Raw genomic sequence first — 17,214 nt, forward strand, 5'->3', positions numbered from 1 at the left:
CACCACTTGACCGAGTCGTGGGGGCCCCCCCCCCGGGCGGGCGCAGCCCCCCCGCGCCCCCCCGGCGGGGGGGCCGAGCGAGCCACCCAGCGCGGGACGCGGTGTGGGAGCCCCACCCCGCCCCCCCCACAACCCCCCCCGCACCGCCCCACCCCCCCCCCCCGGAAACGGCGCCGGACCGGGGGTTCCGCATGTCCGGCGGGCCTTCGCCACAGGCCCTCACCGGTTCTCGCGGGTCCTCGCAGGTCCTCGCAGGTCCTCACCTCGCAGGTCCTGACGGAGTCTCGCAGGCCCTCTCAGGTCCTCTCAGGTCCTCACAGGTCCTCGGAGCCGCTCACCGCCCAGGCCAGGCCACAGGCCGGGTCCTCCAGCGCGACGTGCAGATGGCGCAGCCCGGCGGCCGGCTCGTGCCAGATGAAGCAGCGCATCCGGGCCACCAGCGCGTCGACCTCCGCCCGGTCCGGCCCGTCCGTACCCTCCGCGCCGGCCATCGCGACCAGCGCCCGCCAGAGCGCCAGCCGTCCGTGCGCCGAGCCCCGCCCGCGGTCCACGACGGCGGCCTGCACGAGCGCCGGGTAGACCAGCGCGAACGGCAGGTACCCGCCGGTGACCCGGGAACTACGGGCCAGTTGGGCGGCCGCCTGCGGCGCCGGGCCCCGGACGCAGACCACCTCCGCCCAGTCCGCCAGCGCGGCCAGCGCCCGGGTCGCCCGCTGCCCGCCCAGCCGTACGCCCGGCGCGGGCAGCACCACCTCGCCCAGACCCTCCCGGCTGGCCGGCAGGGTCAGCAGCGCACTGCGCGCGCCCCCGCAGGGCAGGTACTGGCGCACCCGAGCCCCCTCGTCCCATCCGGCCGTCTCCCAGGGCGCCAGCAGCAGCGGCATGCCCTCCGGGTCGGGTTCGGCCCCGTACGAGAGGTCCTCGCCGAGCAGCACCCTGGTCTGCGCGACCAGTCGGCGCACCGGGGCCGGGACGAGCAGCGGAGCCAGCCGCAGCCAGGAATGCCGAGTCGCCAGCACCTCCCAGAGCGGACCGGCGTCATGGTCGGCGACCCCCGCGACCGTGCCCGGGCCGCCGTCCCGGTCGAACAGCCGGACGGACAGCTCCGGCGGCGCCGAGTAGGCGATCAGGTGGCCGAGCGGCGCGGTCAGCGCCGCCGCGGGCTCCTCCCCGGCGCGCTCCACGGCTGCCGCCCGACCCTGCCGGTAGGCGGTCAGCAGTTCGGGCCAGCGGCCGTCGTCAGCCAGGGCGCGGAGGCGGTGGTCCTCGTACGTGATCACGATTTTCAGCGTACGGGCCGGGGTGGCGCATCAGCTGACTTAGCGTCAGCTCGGTGCGTCGGGAGCCGCTTCGGGCGCCGCCCCAGGGCCTGCGCCGGGCCCCTCATCGGACCCCACGCCGGGCGCCGCGCCGGGCGCCTCTGCGGGGGCGGGCCCCGGCCGATCGCCCCGCTCGCCCTCCCGCTCATGTTCCCGCTCCCGCGCGAGGACGGCGCGCAGCTTCCCGTGGGCGCGGCGACGGGTGACGGCCAGCGTGCTGCGATGCAGGCCCAGCAGCTCGGCGGCCTCGTCGACGGTGTAGCCGTCGAGATCCACCAGCACCACCACCCGGGCCTGCTTCGAGGTCAGGCAGCCCAGCAGCCGGAGCACCTCCCAGCGCGCCTGCAGCTCGACCATCCCGCCCGACGGCGACTCGACCGGCGGCTGGCCCCGCTCCCGCTCGGCCGTCTCGGACGGATCGGGCAGCACGACCCTCCGCCGCTCCCGGCGCCACTGGTCGCGCAGGATGTTCGCCATCGTGGTGAACACGTAGGCGTAGGGCTGCGGATGGCTCAGGAACCGCTCCGGCCTGCGGGCGATCCGCAGATACGCGTCATGCACCACGTCCCCGGCGGCGAGCCCGCCGGTGAGCGAAGCGGCCGCCCGGTGGAGCCTCGGCAGCATTTCCGTGAACACCCGGTTGAAATCGGCCGATTGACGATCGGCGGGCCTCGGACCGAAGTCCTTCCCGCCTCCGCTCCCGCGTCCGCCGCCACACCGACCGTCGCATTCCGCCATGCCGCTCTCCCCGGAAATCGGCACTCCGAAAGCCCAGTTGGGCAGGTCACGACCCATCGAAAAGGCCTGTGACACAGGTCACATCATAGGTCGTCGTCTCACTGTCCGCAGTCATTCGTGCGCAATACGTCATCAGCCGGACAGGAAGCCGGAATTCACCCACCCCGTGGATCCGGACGGCCGGGGACGCACTGCCCGATCTGTACCGTTGAGCGAGGAGAAACCGCCATGCGAGGTCGCATCGCCAGGAAGATCGCCACGTTCGGGATGGCCGCCGCAGCCACCCTCGGCGTGCTCGGCACCACCGCCCTGCCCGCCGCCGCCGCGCCCACCGTCGCCGCCGCCGCCGACCAGACCATCACCGCCGGCGCCATCGGGGCCTCGCCCGAGGTGGCCGCCGCCTCCTACCACTGCGTCATCACCGCAGACTACGGGTGGCGCTGGGTGGGCTACTGCAACGTCTACTCGGGCGAGCTGCGCACCATCACCTACTGCGCCAACGGCACGAGCACCACCGGCCTGTGGATCGGCGCCCGATCCCAGGCCTGGGACGTCTGGGGCAACTGCCCGGGCTCCAGCTGGACCAAGATCGTGTTCCAGAGCCGGGGCTGAGGCACCGGCAGAACCGATGAGGGGCGCCGTCCCGCCGGGGCGGCGCCCCCCGCTGCATGTCCGCACCCCGGCGGGCGCCGGCCGGTCGCATGCCCGGAGAGGCGGCGAACAGATGACAACAAACAGATGACAGATAACAGATTTCATCTTCTGTTATCTGTCTGCTGAAATCTGAACGCTGCAGGCTGTCAGCCGCTACCCGGCGAGCCCCGCGGCTCCCCGCGCCGTCACCCGGATCCGCATCGGGCTCGCCGCGCGGAGCGTGATGCCCTGGGCGAGCGCCACCCGCTCGTCCACCGCCTCCATCTCGAAGTCCCGCAGCAGCACGCCCAGGCTCAGCACCGATTCCAGCATCGCGAAGTGCTGCCCGATGCACGCCCGCGGACCGCCGCCGAACGGGTACCAGGCGTAGCGGTGCCGCTCCTTCTCCTGTTCGGGCAGGAAGCGGTCGGGGTCGAAGCGTTCCGGGTCCGGCCAGTGCGCCGGGTGCCGGTGGGTGACAAGCGGCGAGACGACGACCTGGGCACCCGCCGGGATCACGTACCCGTCGATGACCGTCTCGGCGACCGCCCGCCGCCCGACCAGGGCCGCCGCCGGATAGAGCCGCATCGACTCCTTCAGCACCTGGGTGATGTACGGCAGCGACTCCAGGTCCGCCGCGGTCGGCTCCCGGCCGGCCAGCACGGTCTCCGCCTCCTGCTGGGCGAGCTTGCGCTGCTCGGGGTGCGTGGCCAGCAGGTGCAGCGCGAAGGCCAGCGAGGTGGCCGTGGTCTCGTGCCCGGCGAGCAGGAACACCAGTACCTGGTCCCGGAGTTCGGCCGGGTCGAGTTGCTCCCCGTCCTCGCCGCGGGCCCGTCCGAGCAGTGTGAGCAGGTCGTCCGCGTCCTCGTCCAGGTCGCCGCGCGCGGCCCGCTCGGCGATGATCCGGTCGCAGACCGCGTACAGGGCGCGCTGGGCCTCGGCGCCGCGCCGGTTCGAGGGGGTCGGCCAGGTGCGCGGGATGCGAATCGCCGCGAAGCCCCGGTCCCAGACGTACTCACCGAGCACCGGGAAGCTGCGGTCCACCACAGCCACCGCCTCCTCGACGTCCGCGCCGAACAGGATCCGGGCGACGGCGCGCAACGCGAACCGGGACATCTCCTCCGCCGCGTCCACAACCCCGACCCCGACCCCGGCCCCGATCGCGTTCCACCGCTCGGTGAAAGCCCGCGCCTCCTGGGCGACGGCGCCCGCGTAGCCGTCCACCCGGCGGCGGGTGAACAGCGGCTGGACCAGCCGGCGCTGGCGCTGGTAGTCGCCGTCCTGGCTGGTCAGCAGTCCGTTGCCGACGCTGCTTCGCAGCTCGTCGTAGAAGGCGTTCTCCTTGCGGAAGTTGGCGGCCTCGCTGCCCAGCACCTGCTGGACACCCTCCGGGGAGAACACCCCGTAGAACTCGACCCGCAGCCCGGGCGGCCCGACCCGGAACCGGACCACGTCCCCGTGGTCGCGGTGGGCGGCGAGGTAGGTGCGCAGCGGGCGGCGGGTGAGATCGAACAGCGACCCGACGAGGGGGTTTCCGGCCGGCCCGGGGATGAGGGCGGTGGCGGTGGTCATCGGCACTCCATTCTCCACAGGCGACCCATCAACGTAACTGACGAATCATCAGTAACGGAAGGCGCGAAGGCGCGCGCGAAGAAGCGAAAGCGCGCGGGAGCGCACGGGAGGGCGCGACGGGGCGGGGCGGGGATCACTCGTACTCGGTGCCGCCCTTGCGCGTCAGGTAGGCGTCACCGACCACCTTGGCGATCGCCCGTCCGCCGACCACCAGGCTCCAGCGCTCCGTCACCGGCCGGACCACCACGCCTTCGCGCAGGTGGAGTTCACGCCCCGAGACGGTCTCCTTGCCCTGGGCGAAGGCCAGCACCGTCTCCGGGTCGAACGGCCCGCGCCACAGTTCAGGCACCAACGGCAGTTCGCCGTCGAGCAGTTCGGCGGCGGAGTACCACCTCAGCTGCCCGTCCACCAAGGCCGACACGTCGAACACGGCGTAGCCGGGCAGTTCGGCACGGCCGGAGGCGCCGTACGTCAGGTCCTGCACACCGGCCCCGAAGACCTCGCCGAAGACGCCGACCCGCTCGGCGCCGAGCCGCTCGGCCAGTCGGGCCGCCACGACGGGGAGGTCGTACGCGCGCACGGCCCGCCAGTACAGATTGCGCTCGTCCTCGACCAGCGAGAGCCCCTGCGCCCCGATGCCCTTGGACGACACCTGGACCTCGCCGGTGGCGGCGGTGTACGTCATCAGGCAGCAACTGCCGTGCAGCTTCTCGGTCAGCACCACGGGCTCGCCGGGCTCGAAGACGTCGGGGTAGCGCTTGAGGTTCTCGATGTCCACCCAGGGCAGCAGGTCGGGCGCGCTCAGCACGTCGCCGTTCATGGAGGTCGGTACCGGGGGCTGCCACTTGACGACTCCGAGCAGCTCGGCGAAGTCCTCGCCGCGCCCGGCGGCGTCCGCCAGGTCGGTGCCGGCGAGCGCGGTCGGCAGGCAGACGATGCCCTGGGACAGCTCACCGCGCAGCCGGACGGCCCTCACCCGGTCGGACCTGCTGCCGGCCAGCTTGCCCGTCAGGCCCAGCTCCTCGATCAACTCCGCCGGGAGGACCGACTGTTCGGGGATGTAGACGGCGTAGTCGCCGGTCCGGTACCTGCCCTTGGCGACCACCGCCCGGTAGAGGCCGACCTGCGCGAGCTCCAGCGCGTCGGCGTTCGGGTGCTCCAGGACGACCAGCTTCTCGACGGTGACGCGCAACGTGGACATGGACGGACCCCTCCTCCCCTCCTGGGCCGTTCGACCCGGGCGGTGTGTACGGACTGCTGTACGGGCCGCTGTGCGGACTGTTGTACGAATCGCCCCCACTCTGTCCGCCCGACCGCCCCCTGCGCGACGCAATTTCCCCGGCACCATGCTCACGTCGACCCTCACCCGGCCCCTCACACCGGCCGTCACGCCGACCCCCGCAGCACTCCCGCCCCGGCGCCGTCCGTGCACGTTTGAGCCTTCACACAGCCGGGCGGAGACCCCCGCCACACCCCGCCTGTGCGAAGCGACAGAGGACTTATCACTCGCATTTGCGGCACTATGATCACCGTAATGGCCGCACCTGCGGCCTCACCCCGCGCCCCTTCCGGCGCGAGCCCTGGAGGGGAAGCCCCGATGAGCACCCGTACGACCACCCGCAGACTCGCCGTCGCCGCCGCGGCGGCCCTCGTCCTCAGCCTCGGGGCCACCGCCTGCGGCAGCGACGGCGGTGGCAAGTCCGGCGGCTCCTCGCCCGCTTCGACGGCGGGTTCCTCGGCCTCGTCGGCGGCCGGTGGCGGCAGCGTCCCGAAGGCCACCGGCGGCATCACCGTCTTCGCCGCCGCCTCGCTCAAGGAGACGTTCACCGACCTCGGCAAGAAGTTCGAGGCCGCGAACCCGGGCGCCAAGGTCAAGTTCAACTTCGGCGGCAGCTCCAGCCTCGCCACCAGCATCAACTCCGGCGCCCCGGCGGACGTGTTCGCCGCCGCCAGTCCGGCCACCATGAAGACCGTGACCGACGCGGGCGGCGCGAGCGGCGACCCGAAGACCTTCGTCAAGAACACGCTCACCATCGCCGTGCCCAAGGGCAACCCCAAGCACGTCGCGGGCCTGAACGACCTCACCGCCTCCGGCGTGAAGGTCGCGCTGTGCGCAAAGGAGGTGCCGTGCGGCGCCGCCGCCCTCACCGCGCTCAAGGCCGCCAACGTCAACCTCACCCCGGTCACCCTGGAGCAGGACGTCAAGGGCGCGCTGACCAAGGTCGAGCTCGGCGAGGTCGACGCCTCGCTCGTGTACAAGACCGACGTGAAGGCGGATGCCGGGAAGATCGACAGCGTGGACTTCCCCGAGGCCGACAAGGCCGTGAACGACTACCCGATCGCCGCCCTGGCCAAGGCCCCGAACAAGGACGGCGCCGCCGCCTTCGTCGCGTACATCCAGTCGCCCGAGGCCAAGCAGGTGCTCACCGCGGCGGGCTTCCAGGCGCCGTGAGCGACCGCACCACCAAGCGCACCAGCGACACCGGGCGCACCACCGAACGCACCGCCGACACCGGGCCCGGCATGGCAGCAACGGCGAAAGCCCTGCCACGCCGGCGCCGGCGCACCCACCGCGTCCCCGTCACGCTGCTGCTCCCGGCGCTACTCGGGCTGGCGTTCCTGATCCTGCCGCTGGTCGGCCTGCTCGTCCGGGCTCCTTGGAGCGGCCTGTCCGAGCAGCTCACCAGCGCCGCCGTCTGGGACGCCCTGCGCCTGTCGCTGATCTGCGCGACGGCGGCCACGGCGGTCTCGCTGGTCCTCGGCGTCCCACTGGCCTGGCTGCTCGCCCGCACCGAACTGCCGGGCCGACGGGTGATCCGGGCCCTGGTCACCCTGCCGCTGGTGCTGCCGCCGGTGGTCGGCGGCGTGGCACTGCTGCTGGTCCTCGGGCGGCGCGGCATCGTCGGTTCCTGGCTGGACTCGGCCTTCGGCATCACGCTGCCGTTCACCACGACCGGGGTGGTGATCGCCGAGGCGTTCGTGGCGATGCCGTTCCTGGTGATCAGCGTGGAGGGCGCGCTGCGCGCCGCCGACCCCCGCTACGAGGAGGCGGCCGCGACCTTGGGCGCCTCCCGGCTGACGGCGTTCCGCCGGGTGACCCTGCCGCTGATCGCCCCGGGGATCGCCGCCGGGGCGGTCCTCGCCTGGGCCCGGGCGCTCGGCGAGTTCGGCGCCACGATCACCTTCGCGGGCAACTTCCCGGGCCGCACCCAGACCATGCCACTGGCCGTCTACCTCGCCATGGAATCGGACCCCGAGGCGGCGATCGCGCTGTCGCTGGTCCTGCTGGTGGTCTCCGTCGCGGTCCTGGTCGGCCTGCGCGACCGCTGGATGTCGACCCCGTGACGGCCCTGCGAGCCCCGGGCCGGAACCCGGCCACCGCTGCCCCGACCCCCTGGACGCCGCCCCGATGAGCACCTCCCCGACCGACCCCAACGACCCCGCTACCCCTGCTGCCCCCACCGCCGCGGCTGCGCCTGCACCCGCCCTCGACGCCCGGCTGCGGGTGGAGCGCGCCGCGTTCACCCTCGACCTCGCCCTCACCGCCGCCCCCGGCGAGGTGGTCGCGCTGCTCGGCCCGAACGGCGCCGGCAAGTCCACCGCCCTGCGCGCCCTCGCCGGGCTGCTCCCGCTCACCGGCGGCCACCTGCGCCTGGACGGACGCCTGTTGGAGGAGCCCGGGCAGCGCGTGCACACCCCCGCCGAGGAACGTCCCGTCGGCGTGGTGTTCCAGGACTACCTGCTCTTCCCGCACCTCAGCGCGCTCGACAACGTCGCCTTCGGCCCGCGCTGCCAGGGCCGCCCCAAGCGTGCCGCCCGGGCCGAGGCGGCCGCCTGGCTGGAGCGGATGGGCCTGGCCGACCACGCCTCCGTACGCCCCGGCAGCCTCTCCGGCGGCCAGGCCCAGCGGGTGGCGCTGGCCCGGGCGCTGGCCGTCCGCCCCCGGCTGCTGCTGCTGGACGAGCCACTGGCCGCCCTGGACGCCCGCACCCGGCTCGACGTACGCGCCCAACTGCGGCGCCACCTGGCCGAGTTCGAGGCCGTGGCGGTGCTGGTGACGCACGACCCGCTGGACGCGATGGTGCTCGCCGACCGGCTGGTGGTGATCGAGGGCGGGCACGAGGTGCAGTCCGGTAGCCCGGCGGAGGTCGCCCGGCGGCCGCGCACCGACTACATCGCGCGCCTGGTCGGACTGAACCTGTACCAGGGCGTGGCCGAGGGCCACCAGGTCACGCTCACGGCCGGCACGGTCCTGGCCACCACCGAGGAACTGTCCGGCCCGGCCTTCGTCGCCTTCCCGCCGTCCGCCGTGACCCTGCACCGCGAACGGCCCCAGTCCAGCGCGCGCAACGCGTGGAAGGCCGAGGTCACCGGCCTGGACCTGCACGGCGACCAGGTGCGCGCCGACCTCGCGGGCGAACTGCCGATGGCCGCCGACCTCACCCCGGCCGCCGTCGCCGAGCTGGGGCTGGCGCCCGGATCCGAGGTCTGGGCCTCCGTCAAGGCCACCCAGACCCACGCCTACCCGGCCTGACCCCGACAGCACCGGGCCGCCCACGTCCCCGCCGAGCTCCTGCCCGCTACGCCGCTCAGGCCGGCGCGCCGCTCAGGCCCGCCGCGCTGTGCGCTACTCCGACGGCTCGACGAAGCCCGACTCGTACGCGGCGATCACCGCCTGGGTGCGGTCCCGCGCCCCGAGCTTCGCCAGCACACTGCTGACGTGGGTCTTCACCGTCTGCACGCCGAGGAACAGCAGCTCGGCGATCTCCCCGTTGCTGAGGCCGCGCGCGACCAGCCGCAGCACCTGCGCCTCGCGCTCGGTCAGCGCCGCCCGGTCCATGGTCGCGCGGGCGGCGGGATTGCCGTGGCCGGCCGCGAGGCGGCGGATCACGGCCGGGAACAGCAGTGACTCGCCCGCCGCCACCAGCCGTACCGCGTGCGCGATCTCGGCCGCCCGGGAGCGCTTCAGCAGGAAGCCGTCGGCGCCCGCGCGCAGCGCCTGGTAGACGTAGTCGTCGTTCTCGAAGGTGGTGACGACCAGGATCTTCGGCGGCTGCTCCCCCGGCGCGCCGGGGCGCAGGAGCTCGCGGGTCGCCGCCAGGCCGTCCAGCACCGGCATCCGGACGTCCATCAGGACGACGTGCGGGCGCAGCGCGCGGGCCAGCGCCACCGCGTCGGCGCCGTCGGCGGCCTCACCGACCACCCGCAGGCCCCCCTGCGCCTCCAGGACGGCCCGCATCCCGGCCCGGACCAGTTCCTCGTCGTCGGCGAGCAGGATGTCGATCATCCCGGCAGCGCCCCTCGCCGGTCCGTCGCCCACAGGATCGTTCGTCACGAGCCCAAGCGTAGGGGCAGCCGGACGGCGAGCACCCACTCCCCGCCCCCGTCGCCCGACACCCCGGCGGTGGCCTCCCCGCCGAGCAGCGTGGCGCGTTCCCGGATGCCGCGCAGCCCCTTGCCGCCCTTGCCGCCCTTGCCCGCCGCACCGCCCGCCAGGCGCGCCGGGGGTCCGCCGACCGCCGAGCGATTGGCGCAGCGCAGCTCCAACTGCCCTCCCTGAACGGCGATCCGGACGCTGACCGGCTCGCCGGGCGCGTACTTGAGCGCGTTGGTGACGCCCTCCTGGACGATCCGGTAGGACTCGCGGGAAAGCACCCCGGGCAGCGCCCCCGCCGACACCTCGATCCGCGCCTCGACCGGGCTCCCGGCCGACCGGGCGGTGTCGAACAGTGCGGGCAGCTGGTCGACGCCGGGCTGTTCGGTGGCCGTTCCGTTGCCGGCCGCGCCCTCCGGCGTCTCGCGGAGCAGGACGAGGGTGCGTTCGAGGTCCTCCATGGCCCGGCGGCCGGTCTCCTCGATGACTTCGAGCGCCTTGGCGGTGAACACCTGGTCCCCGACCTCCCGTGCGGCACCCGCCTGAAGGACAGTCACCGTCAGTGCGTGGCCGATGGAATCGTGCAGCTCGCGGGCCAACCTGTTGCGTTCCAGCAGCCGTTCGGCCCGCAGCTCCGCCTCCGCCAGCCGCTCCGCCGGTGAAGGACCCAGCAGCCTTACGGCCATGTCGAGTTGGAGGCGACCGGCAGACACCACCAGCCAGCCGTAGCCGAGCACCAGCACCGGGGCGAGCGGGAGGTACCAGAACGAGTCCGGTCCGGTCAGCAGGTCGTAGCCGCTGGTGAGGCCGAAGGCCGTCGCGAACCCCACCACCGAGCCGAGCACGACCCGCCCGATCAGCCAGCCGGCGGTGCGCCGCCGGTCCGCCCAGGTGCGGGAGGACTCGGCGGCGATGTCCTCCTCGCGGTCGGGCAGCAGCAGCAACCGCGCCTGCACCCCCTCGGCGCGCCGCGTCGCGGGGACGAGGGCGACCAGGGCGAGCAGGGTGACGTCCACCGCGGCGCTCGCGACCACGATCTCGCCAAGGCCCTTGTGGTACGTCCCCGGGTAGATCATCAGGATGACGCCCGCGAAGATCCACCCGACCAGCAGGTGCAGCAGGCGCGCGTACGTGGCGCCGGCCAGCAGCGGCGCGAGGATCCTGGGCATTCCACCATCCTGCCAGCTCAGCGGCCGGCCCTGGCTCCCCCGCGAGCCTGCCGCCGTCTCCCTCCCGGGAGGGAGACGGCTCCCGACCCCGGCGGGATCCGCCGGTACGGCCCGCTCCGGTCGAATGTGACCACCAGCCGGACGACCCGGCACCGGAGCACCGAGAGGGGAGCGCGGCCGTGATCGAGATCCAGGGCCTCACCAAGGAGTACGACGGTCGGCGCGTCGTCGACGACCTGTCCTTCGAGGTCCGGCCCGGCCTGGTGACGGGCTTCCTCGGCCCGAACGGCGCCGGTAAGAGCACCACCATGCGCCTGATCCTCGGCCTGGACCACCCCACCGCCGGAAGCGCCCTGGTCGGCGGCCGCCGGTACGCCGAACTCGCCCAGCCGCTACGGCAGGTGGGCGCCCTGCTGGACGCCCACGCCCTGCACGGCGGCCGCACCGCCGCCGGCCACCTGCGCTGGCTCGCGGCGAGCAACGGCCTGGCGCCGCGCCGGGTGGACGAGGTGCTCGCCCAGGTCGGCCTGACCGACGCCGCCGGACGGCGGATCCGCGGCTTCTCCCTCGGCATGCGCCAGCGCCTCGGGGTGGCCGCCGCGCTGCTCGGCGACCCGCCGGTGCTTCTGCTGGACGAACCGGTCAACGGTCTCGACCCGGAGGGCATCCGCTGGATCCGCACCCTGTTGCGCGAACTGGCCGCCGAGGGCAGGTCGGTGCTGGTGTCGTCCCACCTGATGACCGAAATGGCGCTCACCGCCGACCACTTGGTGGTCATCGGCCGTGGCCGGCTGCTCGCGGACGCCGCCACCGCCGAGTTCATCGACCAGCACGGCCGGACCAGGATCCGCGTCCGGGCCGTCAACTCGGCCAAACTCGCCACCCTGTTCGGCGGCGACCTGCTCCAGCAGTCGGACGCCGCCGGCAACCTCGCCGCGACCGAGGCCGACGGCGGCGCCTGGGAGGTGACCGGCGCCGAACCCGAGCAGATCGCCGCGCTCGCCGCCGCACACGGCGTGGTCCTGTACGAGATCGCGGTCCAACAGGACTCGCTGGAGGAGGCGTTCATGCAGATGACCGCCGACAGCGTCGAGTACCGCGCCGAGGCCACCGCATGAACCCCGGCTCGACCCTCCGGTACCACCTGTGCGCCTTCAACGCCGAACGGATCAAGCTCACCACGCTCCACTCGCTCTGGATCACCCCGCTGCTCGCCTTCGCGCTCACCGTGGGCACCACCACGGCGATCGGTGCGGCCCTCGGCGGCTCGGAGCACAACCTCACCGACGACCCCGGCGTGGGCGTCTTCTACGGGCTCAACTTCGGCCAGGCCGCGCTGGTCTGCTTCGCGGTCCTGCTGATCGGCCAGGAGTTCAACACCCGCATGATCGACGTCTCGCTGACCGCCGTCCCCCGGCGCGGACGGCTGTACGGCGCCAAGCTCACGCTCGGCGCACTGGTCGGCCTCGGCGTCGGCGCGGCGGGCACGGCGGGCGCCTTCGCCGGGTACGCGGCCACCGTCCCCGGCGACTGGGACGGCCCCGCCTTCGTCCGCAGCGACACCGCCGGCGCGCTCTACCCGGTGCTGCTGGTGGTGTTCTGCCTCGGGGCGACCGCGCTGCTCGGCAACCTCACCGCCGCCATGGGACTGCTGGTACCGGTCGTCTTCCTGCTCTCGCCGCTGCTCGGCGGCGTGGCCGGGGTGCGGCAGGTGGCCCAGTTCCTGCCCGACCGGGCCGGCCAGTACGCACTGCACTACGCCGACGACCCGCAGGTCTCGTACGGGCACTGGACCGGACTGCTGATCATGGCCCTGTGGGCCGGCGCCGCGGCCTACGGCGGCCTGCTCGCCCTGCGGCGCGCCAAGTGACCACGAACAAAGGGAAGATGACAATGAGCGCGGCCCACGCCCTGCGCGCCGAACGGATCAAGTTCACCACCCTGCCCTCCCAGTGGGCCGCCCCGCTGGTCGCCCTGCTCCTGACCGTCGGGGTCACCGCGGCCGTCAGCGCCGCCTCCGACCCCAAGACCGTGGCCCCCGACACGGACCCGACCAACGGGATCTACTACGGGCTGCTCTTCGGGCACGTGGCCGTGGCCTGCCTCGGGATCCTGCTGATCGGGCAGGAGTTCAACACCCGCATGATCAGCACCTCGTTCATCGCCGTCCCCCGGCGCGCGCGGCTGTACGGCGCCAAGCTCACGCTCGGCGCCGGGCTGGGCCTGCTGCTCGGGCTGGCGTCGACGGCGGGCTCGTTCCTGGCCGTCGACGCCACCGTCGGACTGGACTGGTCGACCCCCGGCCTGGCCCGCAGCTTCGTGGCCGGCGTGCTCTACCACCCGCTGCTGGTACTGCTCTGCCTCGGACTGACCACGATGCTGGGCAACTTCAGCGCCGCGCTCGGCCTGCTCGGCCCGATGGTGTTCCTCGGCACCACCTGGCTGGCGGCCATCCCCGGCATCCGCGAGGCCGGCCAGTTCCTGCCCGACCGGGCCGGCCTGTACGCGACGCACACCCGGACCGAGGCCGGCATCCACTACGGCCACTGGACCGGACTGCTGATCATGGCCCTCTGGACGGCTGCTGCCGCCTACGGCGGGCTGCGGGCGATCCGACGACACCAGGCTTCCGGCGAGTAACGCCCGACGGCGGGCGGCGGGCCGGTAACCGATGACAACAAACAGATGACAGCAAACAAGTAACAGATAACAGATTTCGAAATCTGTTATCTGTTATCTGTTTGCTGTCATCTGTCATCCGTCACCCGAGCCAGCCGGGGCGGACCAGGCCGGATTCGTAAGCGAGGACGACCAGTTGGGCGCGGTCGCGGACGCCGAGCTTGACCATGGCGCGGCTGACATGCGTCTTGGCGGTCAGCGGGCTGACCACCAGGCGGCGGGCGATGTCCTCGTTGGAGAGCCCGAGCCCGACCAGGGCAAGCACCTCGCGTTCGCGTTCGGTGAGCATCTCAAGGCCGACCGCCCGCGGCTCCTTCGAGCGGGCGGCGAACTCTCCGATCAGGCGCCGGGTGACGCCCGGCGAGAGCAACGCGTCGCCTGCGGCAGCGACCCGGACCGCCCGGAGCAGTTCGGCCGGCTCGGCGTCCTTGACGAGGAACCCTGCCGCGCCGGACCGCAACGCCTCGAAGACGTACTCGTCGAGCTCGAAGGTGGTCAGTACGACCACCCGCACCCCGTCGAGTTCCGGGTCGGCCCCGATCCGCCGGGTGGCCTCCAGACCGTCGAGGCGGGGCATCCGGATGTCCATCAGCACCACGTCGGGACGCAGCTCGACGGCGAGGCACAGGGCTTGCTCGCCGTCGCCGGCCTCGCCGACCACCTCGACGTCGGGCTGGGCGTCGAGCAACGCCCGGAACCCGGCCCGGACCAGCATCTGGTCATCCACCAGCAGCACCCTGATCACCAGTCACCTCTCGTCAGGCGGGCCCGGACTCGGAAGCCCGCGTCGCACGGGCCCGCCTCCAGGGTGCCCCCGAAGGTGGCGACCCGCTCCCGCATCCCGATCAGTCCGGCTCCCGAGCCGCCCGCGTCGCCGCCGCCCACCGGGCCCGGGTCGTCGATCTGCACGGTGAGGCCGTCGGCCGTCCGGGAGAGCAGCACGGTGGCCGTCCGGGCCGCGGAGTGGCGGATCACATTGGTCAGGGCTTCCTGGACGATCCGGAAGGCGGCCCGCTGGACGGCGGTCGGCGCCTCCCCGGGGATGCCCTCGGAACGGACGCTGACGGTCAGGCCTGCCCGGCCGGCCTGGTCGACCAGTTCGTCCAGCCGGTCCAGGCCGGGGGCGGGGGTGCGCGGCGCGGTGGCCCCCGGTCCGCGCAGCGTGCCGAGGACCTGCCGGACCTCGCCCAGGGCCTCCTTGCTGGCGGCCTTGATCGTCGCCAGGGCGCTTCTGGCCTGTTCCGGGCGGGTGTCGATGAGTTCGAGCGCCACCCCGGCCTGGACGTGGATCAACGAGATGCTGTGCGCCAGGATGTCGTGCAGCTCGCGGGCCATCCGCAGCCGCTCCTCGTCGACGCGGCGCCGCTGTGCCTCCTCCGCGGCGGCTCCGGCGGCGGCGAACTGCTCGCGGCGGACCCGGGCCAGTTCCGCACCGGTCGCGATGAGCAGCAGCACCACCGCGACGCCCAACTCCTGCCAGGCGTTGGCCTGCCAGCTCTTGGCCCGCAGCCAGTCGTACGGAATCGCGTAGCTCATCAGCAGCTGACCGACGTAGAAGGCGCCGCCGCAGGCCCAGGCCGCCCGCCGCTGCCCGCACTGGACCGCGACGAAGAACGCCACACCAAGGCTGACGAAGACCGGGCCGTACGGGTACCCGGCGAACAGGTAGCCGATGGTGACCGCTGTGGTGCCGACCATGACCGCCGCCGGGTGGCGGCGACGCAGCAGCAGCGCGGCGGGGCCGAGCAGGAGCAGCACGTAGCCGAGGGCGTCGAGCTGGACGCGGTCGGGCTGCCGCTGTCCTGCACCGACCGTGCCCGCCACTTGGAAGCAGGCGACGGCCAGCGACGAGAGCACGGGCAGGCTCGCCCGGCCGGATCGGTTCCACGGCGGCTTCCACGACGGGCGTAACTCGTTCATGCCGGAAGGCTAGTTCGGCGCGCCACACCCGGGCATCAGCTCGCGGGTGCGGGTGCAGCTACTCCCACCGTAGTACCCGACCGGCCCGTGGAGGGGGTGCCGCCGTCCCGACGCCACAGCGTCAGGCTCACCGCGACGAACCAGAGGAAGCCGACGTAACGTCCGACCGGGATCAGCAGCGTGGCCGGCTCGGCGACCAGCGAGAGCAGGGACAACATGCTCGCGGCGGACAGGGCCAGTCCGGACCAGGCCACCCAGGCGGGCAGCGCCCGGCTCACCAGCGCGGTGCGCGACACCTGCCACAGGACCACGCCGAGCGTGCCGATCGCGGGCGCAGCGCCGGTGATGAAGGCGAGGTCCATGAGGGCGCGGGACACCGGCAGGTCCGCGGCGGTGCCCAGCAGCGACAGGACCCAACCCACGCTCGCGGACAGCACCAGCAGGACCCCGGACGCACCGCCCGCCGCCCGGACCACACCCGCCCGCACCGGGGTGCCGTGGCGGCCCACGAACTCTGTGAGCCAGGGGACGAACGCCAGCAGCGCCAGCGCCGAGAGCAGTTGGAACAGGGCTCCCACCTGAAGCGAGCGGTGCAGCGCCGCCGGATCGGCGAGCAGGTACTTGCGCACCACGTCGTCGCTGGAGTACGGGGTGGCGAACGGCCCGGAGGGCGCGGTGATGCCGCTGATGACGAGGCCGGCCACGAAGAGGAGCACGTACAGGATGCCGCTGAGCGCTCCCGCGGACGACCGACGGGGCGAGGTGAAGGACGACAAGGTCGACAGCCTCCAGGCAAGGGACGGGCGCCGGTTGGAAGGCCCACGTCCGGCGCGGTTCAGTTCACCGCACCGGCCGCGCCGGGGCGTCCTCCGGAGGAAGGCTTCCGCCGTACGCCCGCGCAGGTACCGGATCACCGGCCGCCCTCACACGGGCCTGGTGCTTCAGCCGCGGGTCGCGCCAAGGGCTCGGCCGCCGGGAGAGCACTGTCCTTGTTCTGTGTCAGCAACTGGTCTGAGCCCGGCACTTCAGCCTCCGCCTAGCGTCGTACCACCAAAACGCAACGCTACGACAGCGGGAGTATCCCGACGGTCGCCGCTCGGGCGACGACGGCGTGCGGGCGCGGCAACGAGGATTTCTGGGGTCGGCACGGGCGGCGCCACGCCGCCCGCCAGCCGACTGACTGACCGTCAATCGAGAATCCACGGAGCCACACTGATGACCACGCCACTGCCCACCTATCCCGATCTCGCGGGTAAGGCCGCCCTCGTCACCGGAGGATCCCGGGGCATCGGAGCCGAGACGGCAAAAGCCCTGTCCGCCAACGGTGTCAAGGCAGCCGTCGTCGGCCGCGACCGGAGTGCCGTCGACCGGACGGTCGGCGAGATCCGCGCGGCAGGCGGAACGGCGGTCGCGATGACTGCCGACTGCACCGATCCCGCCGACCTCGTACGGCTGCGTGCACAGGCAGAGCAGTCCGTCGGTCCGATCGAAGTGCTCTGCGCGTTCGTCGGCGGAGGCGGCGACCCGGTGCCGATCGAGCAGATGAGCCTGGAGCACTGGCACTCGGTGGTCGACCTGAACCTGACCACCACCTTCCTGGCCGTACAGACCTTCCTGCCCGGCATGATCGAGCGCGGCGGCGGTTCGATCATCACCATGGCGTCCACCGCCGGGCGGCTTCCCGGCGGGGGGGGCCCCCCCCCCGCGCCGGCGGGGCCAACCCCCCCCCCCCCCCGGCCGCCCCCGGGGGGGCTACGGGTCTGCTCGTGGGCCGCCCGCCCGCCGTCACCGGCAGCCTGCACGTGTGCGT

Annotated in this window: 17 protein-coding genes; 8 read left to right on the top strand and 9 right to left on the bottom strand. The window is 73.3% G+C overall.

Annotated features, from left to right (window positions below):
• Nucleotides 1–314: 314 nt before the first annotated feature.
• Together ACFV6I_RS11010 and ACFV6I_RS11015 are read right to left on the bottom strand one after the other, a co-directional pair.
• Nucleotides 315–1,280 (bottom strand): hypothetical protein, encoded by a 966-nt coding sequence (locus tag ACFV6I_RS11010; RefSeq protein ID WP_063349937.1) that lies wholly within the window; start codon nucleotides 1,278–1,280, stop codon nucleotides 315–317.
• A gap of 45 nt (nucleotides 1,281–1,325) precedes the next feature.
• Nucleotides 1,326–2,132 (bottom strand): RNA polymerase sigma factor, encoded by an 807-nt coding sequence (locus tag ACFV6I_RS11015; RefSeq protein ID WP_380424536.1) that lies wholly within the window; start codon nucleotides 2,130–2,132, stop codon nucleotides 1,326–1,328.
• A gap of 153 nt (nucleotides 2,133–2,285) precedes the next feature.
• On the opposite strand from ACFV6I_RS11015, the gene ACFV6I_RS11020 reads away from it, so the two are divergent.
• Nucleotides 2,286–2,669: a hypothetical protein gene (locus tag ACFV6I_RS11020; RefSeq protein ID WP_380424538.1), complete on the top strand. Its 384-nt coding sequence runs from the start codon at nucleotides 2,286–2,288 to the stop codon at nucleotides 2,667–2,669.
• A 195-nt stretch (nucleotides 2,670–2,864) separates the two neighbouring features.
• On the opposite strand, the gene ACFV6I_RS11025 is transcribed toward ACFV6I_RS11020, so the two are convergent.
• On the bottom strand, nucleotides 2,865–4,262 hold the full coding sequence (locus ACFV6I_RS11025; protein ID WP_380424540.1) for a cytochrome P450: 1,398 nt from the start codon (nucleotides 4,260–4,262) through the stop codon (nucleotides 2,865–2,867).
• Nucleotides 4,263–4,395: 133 nt separating this feature from the next.
• Nucleotides 4,396–5,463 (bottom strand): RNA ligase (ATP), encoded by a 1,068-nt coding sequence (locus tag ACFV6I_RS11030; protein ID WP_380424542.1) that lies wholly within the window; start codon nucleotides 5,461–5,463, stop codon nucleotides 4,396–4,398.
• 396 nt (nucleotides 5,464–5,859) lie between these two features.
• Here ACFV6I_RS11030 and modA point away from each other — a divergent pair, with 396 nt between their 5' ends.
• From modA to ACFV6I_RS11045, 3 genes are all read left to right on the top strand, one after another.
• Nucleotides 5,860–6,714 carry a molybdate ABC transporter substrate-binding protein gene (modA, locus tag ACFV6I_RS11035; RefSeq protein ID WP_380424544.1) on the top strand — a complete coding sequence of 285 codons (855 nt, stop codon included), beginning with the start codon at nucleotides 5,860–5,862 and terminating at the stop codon, nucleotides 6,712–6,714.
• Between the two features lie 71 nt (nucleotides 6,715–6,785).
• On the top strand, nucleotides 6,786–7,607 hold the full coding sequence (locus ACFV6I_RS11040; RefSeq protein WP_380337236.1) for an ABC transporter permease: 822 nt from the start codon (nucleotides 6,786–6,788) through the stop codon (nucleotides 7,605–7,607).
• A gap of 64 nt (nucleotides 7,608–7,671) precedes the next feature.
• On the top strand, nucleotides 7,672–8,796 hold the full coding sequence (locus ACFV6I_RS11045) for an ABC transporter ATP-binding protein (protein ID WP_380424546.1): 1,125 nt from the start codon (nucleotides 7,672–7,674) through the stop codon (nucleotides 8,794–8,796).
• A 93-nt stretch (nucleotides 8,797–8,889) separates the two neighbouring features.
• On the opposite strand, the gene ACFV6I_RS11050 is transcribed toward ACFV6I_RS11045, so the two are convergent.
• Together ACFV6I_RS11050 and ACFV6I_RS11055 are read right to left on the bottom strand one after the other, a co-directional pair.
• Nucleotides 8,890–9,549 carry a response regulator gene (locus tag ACFV6I_RS11050; protein ID WP_380424588.1) on the bottom strand — a complete coding sequence of 220 codons (660 nt, stop codon included), beginning with the start codon at nucleotides 9,547–9,549 and terminating at the stop codon, nucleotides 8,890–8,892.
• Nucleotides 9,550–9,593: 44 nt separating this feature from the next.
• Complete coding sequence (locus ACFV6I_RS11055) at nucleotides 9,594–10,805, bottom strand: sensor histidine kinase (RefSeq protein ID WP_380424549.1); 1,212 nt, start codon at nucleotides 10,803–10,805, stop codon at nucleotides 9,594–9,596.
• A 179-nt stretch (nucleotides 10,806–10,984) separates the two neighbouring features.
• On the opposite strand from ACFV6I_RS11055, the gene ACFV6I_RS11060 reads away from it, so the two are divergent.
• Genes ACFV6I_RS11060 through ACFV6I_RS11070 form a run of 3 tightly spaced genes read left to right on the top strand, consistent with a single transcriptional unit; the run spans nucleotide 10,985 to nucleotide 13,445 of the window.
• Entirely contained in the window at nucleotides 10,985–11,923 is a 939-nt protein-coding gene (locus ACFV6I_RS11060; protein ID WP_380424551.1) for an ABC transporter ATP-binding protein, read from the top strand.
• Complete coding sequence (locus tag ACFV6I_RS11065; RefSeq protein WP_380424553.1) at nucleotides 11,920–12,675, top strand: hypothetical protein; 756 nt, start codon at nucleotides 11,920–11,922, stop codon at nucleotides 12,673–12,675. The genes ACFV6I_RS11060 and ACFV6I_RS11065 overlap by 4 nt, the downstream gene beginning before the upstream one ends.
• A 23-nt stretch (nucleotides 12,676–12,698) precedes the next feature.
• Nucleotides 12,699–13,445 carry a hypothetical protein gene (locus ACFV6I_RS11070; RefSeq protein ID WP_380424555.1) on the top strand — a complete coding sequence of 249 codons (747 nt, stop codon included), beginning with the start codon at nucleotides 12,699–12,701 and terminating at the stop codon, nucleotides 13,443–13,445.
• Nucleotides 13,446–13,566: 121 nt separating this feature from the next.
• Here ACFV6I_RS11070 and ACFV6I_RS11075 read toward each other — a convergent pair whose 3' ends face one another.
• From ACFV6I_RS11075 to ACFV6I_RS11085, 3 genes are read right to left on the bottom strand one after another with little or no spacing between them, the layout of a single operon-like run.
• Nucleotides 13,567–14,229 carry a response regulator gene (locus tag ACFV6I_RS11075; RefSeq protein WP_380337096.1) on the bottom strand — a complete coding sequence of 221 codons (663 nt, stop codon included), beginning with the start codon at nucleotides 14,227–14,229 and terminating at the stop codon, nucleotides 13,567–13,569.
• Nucleotides 14,226–15,404 (bottom strand): sensor histidine kinase, encoded by a 1,179-nt coding sequence (locus ACFV6I_RS11080; protein ID WP_380424557.1) that lies wholly within the window; start codon nucleotides 15,402–15,404, stop codon nucleotides 14,226–14,228. The genes ACFV6I_RS11075 and ACFV6I_RS11080 overlap by 4 nt, the downstream gene beginning before the upstream one ends.
• Nucleotides 15,405–15,439: 35 nt before the next feature.
• The gene (locus ACFV6I_RS11085; protein ID WP_380424561.1) at nucleotides 15,440–16,180 is read right to left on the bottom strand and encodes a hypothetical protein; all 741 of its coding nucleotides are present in this window, start codon (nucleotides 16,178–16,180) and stop codon (nucleotides 15,440–15,442) included.
• A 439-nt stretch (nucleotides 16,181–16,619) separates the two neighbouring features.
• On the opposite strand from ACFV6I_RS11085, the gene ACFV6I_RS11090 reads away from it, so the two are divergent.
• Nucleotides 16,620–17,214, top strand: a 595-nt coding sequence (locus tag ACFV6I_RS11090; RefSeq protein ID WP_380424563.1) for an SDR family NAD(P)-dependent oxidoreductase, incomplete at its 3' end; no start/stop codon positions are given.

The organism is Kitasatospora sp. NPDC059803 (assembly GCF_042732255.1).
Classification (GTDB): domain Bacteria; phylum Actinomycetota; class Actinomycetes; order Streptomycetales; family Streptomycetaceae; genus Kitasatospora.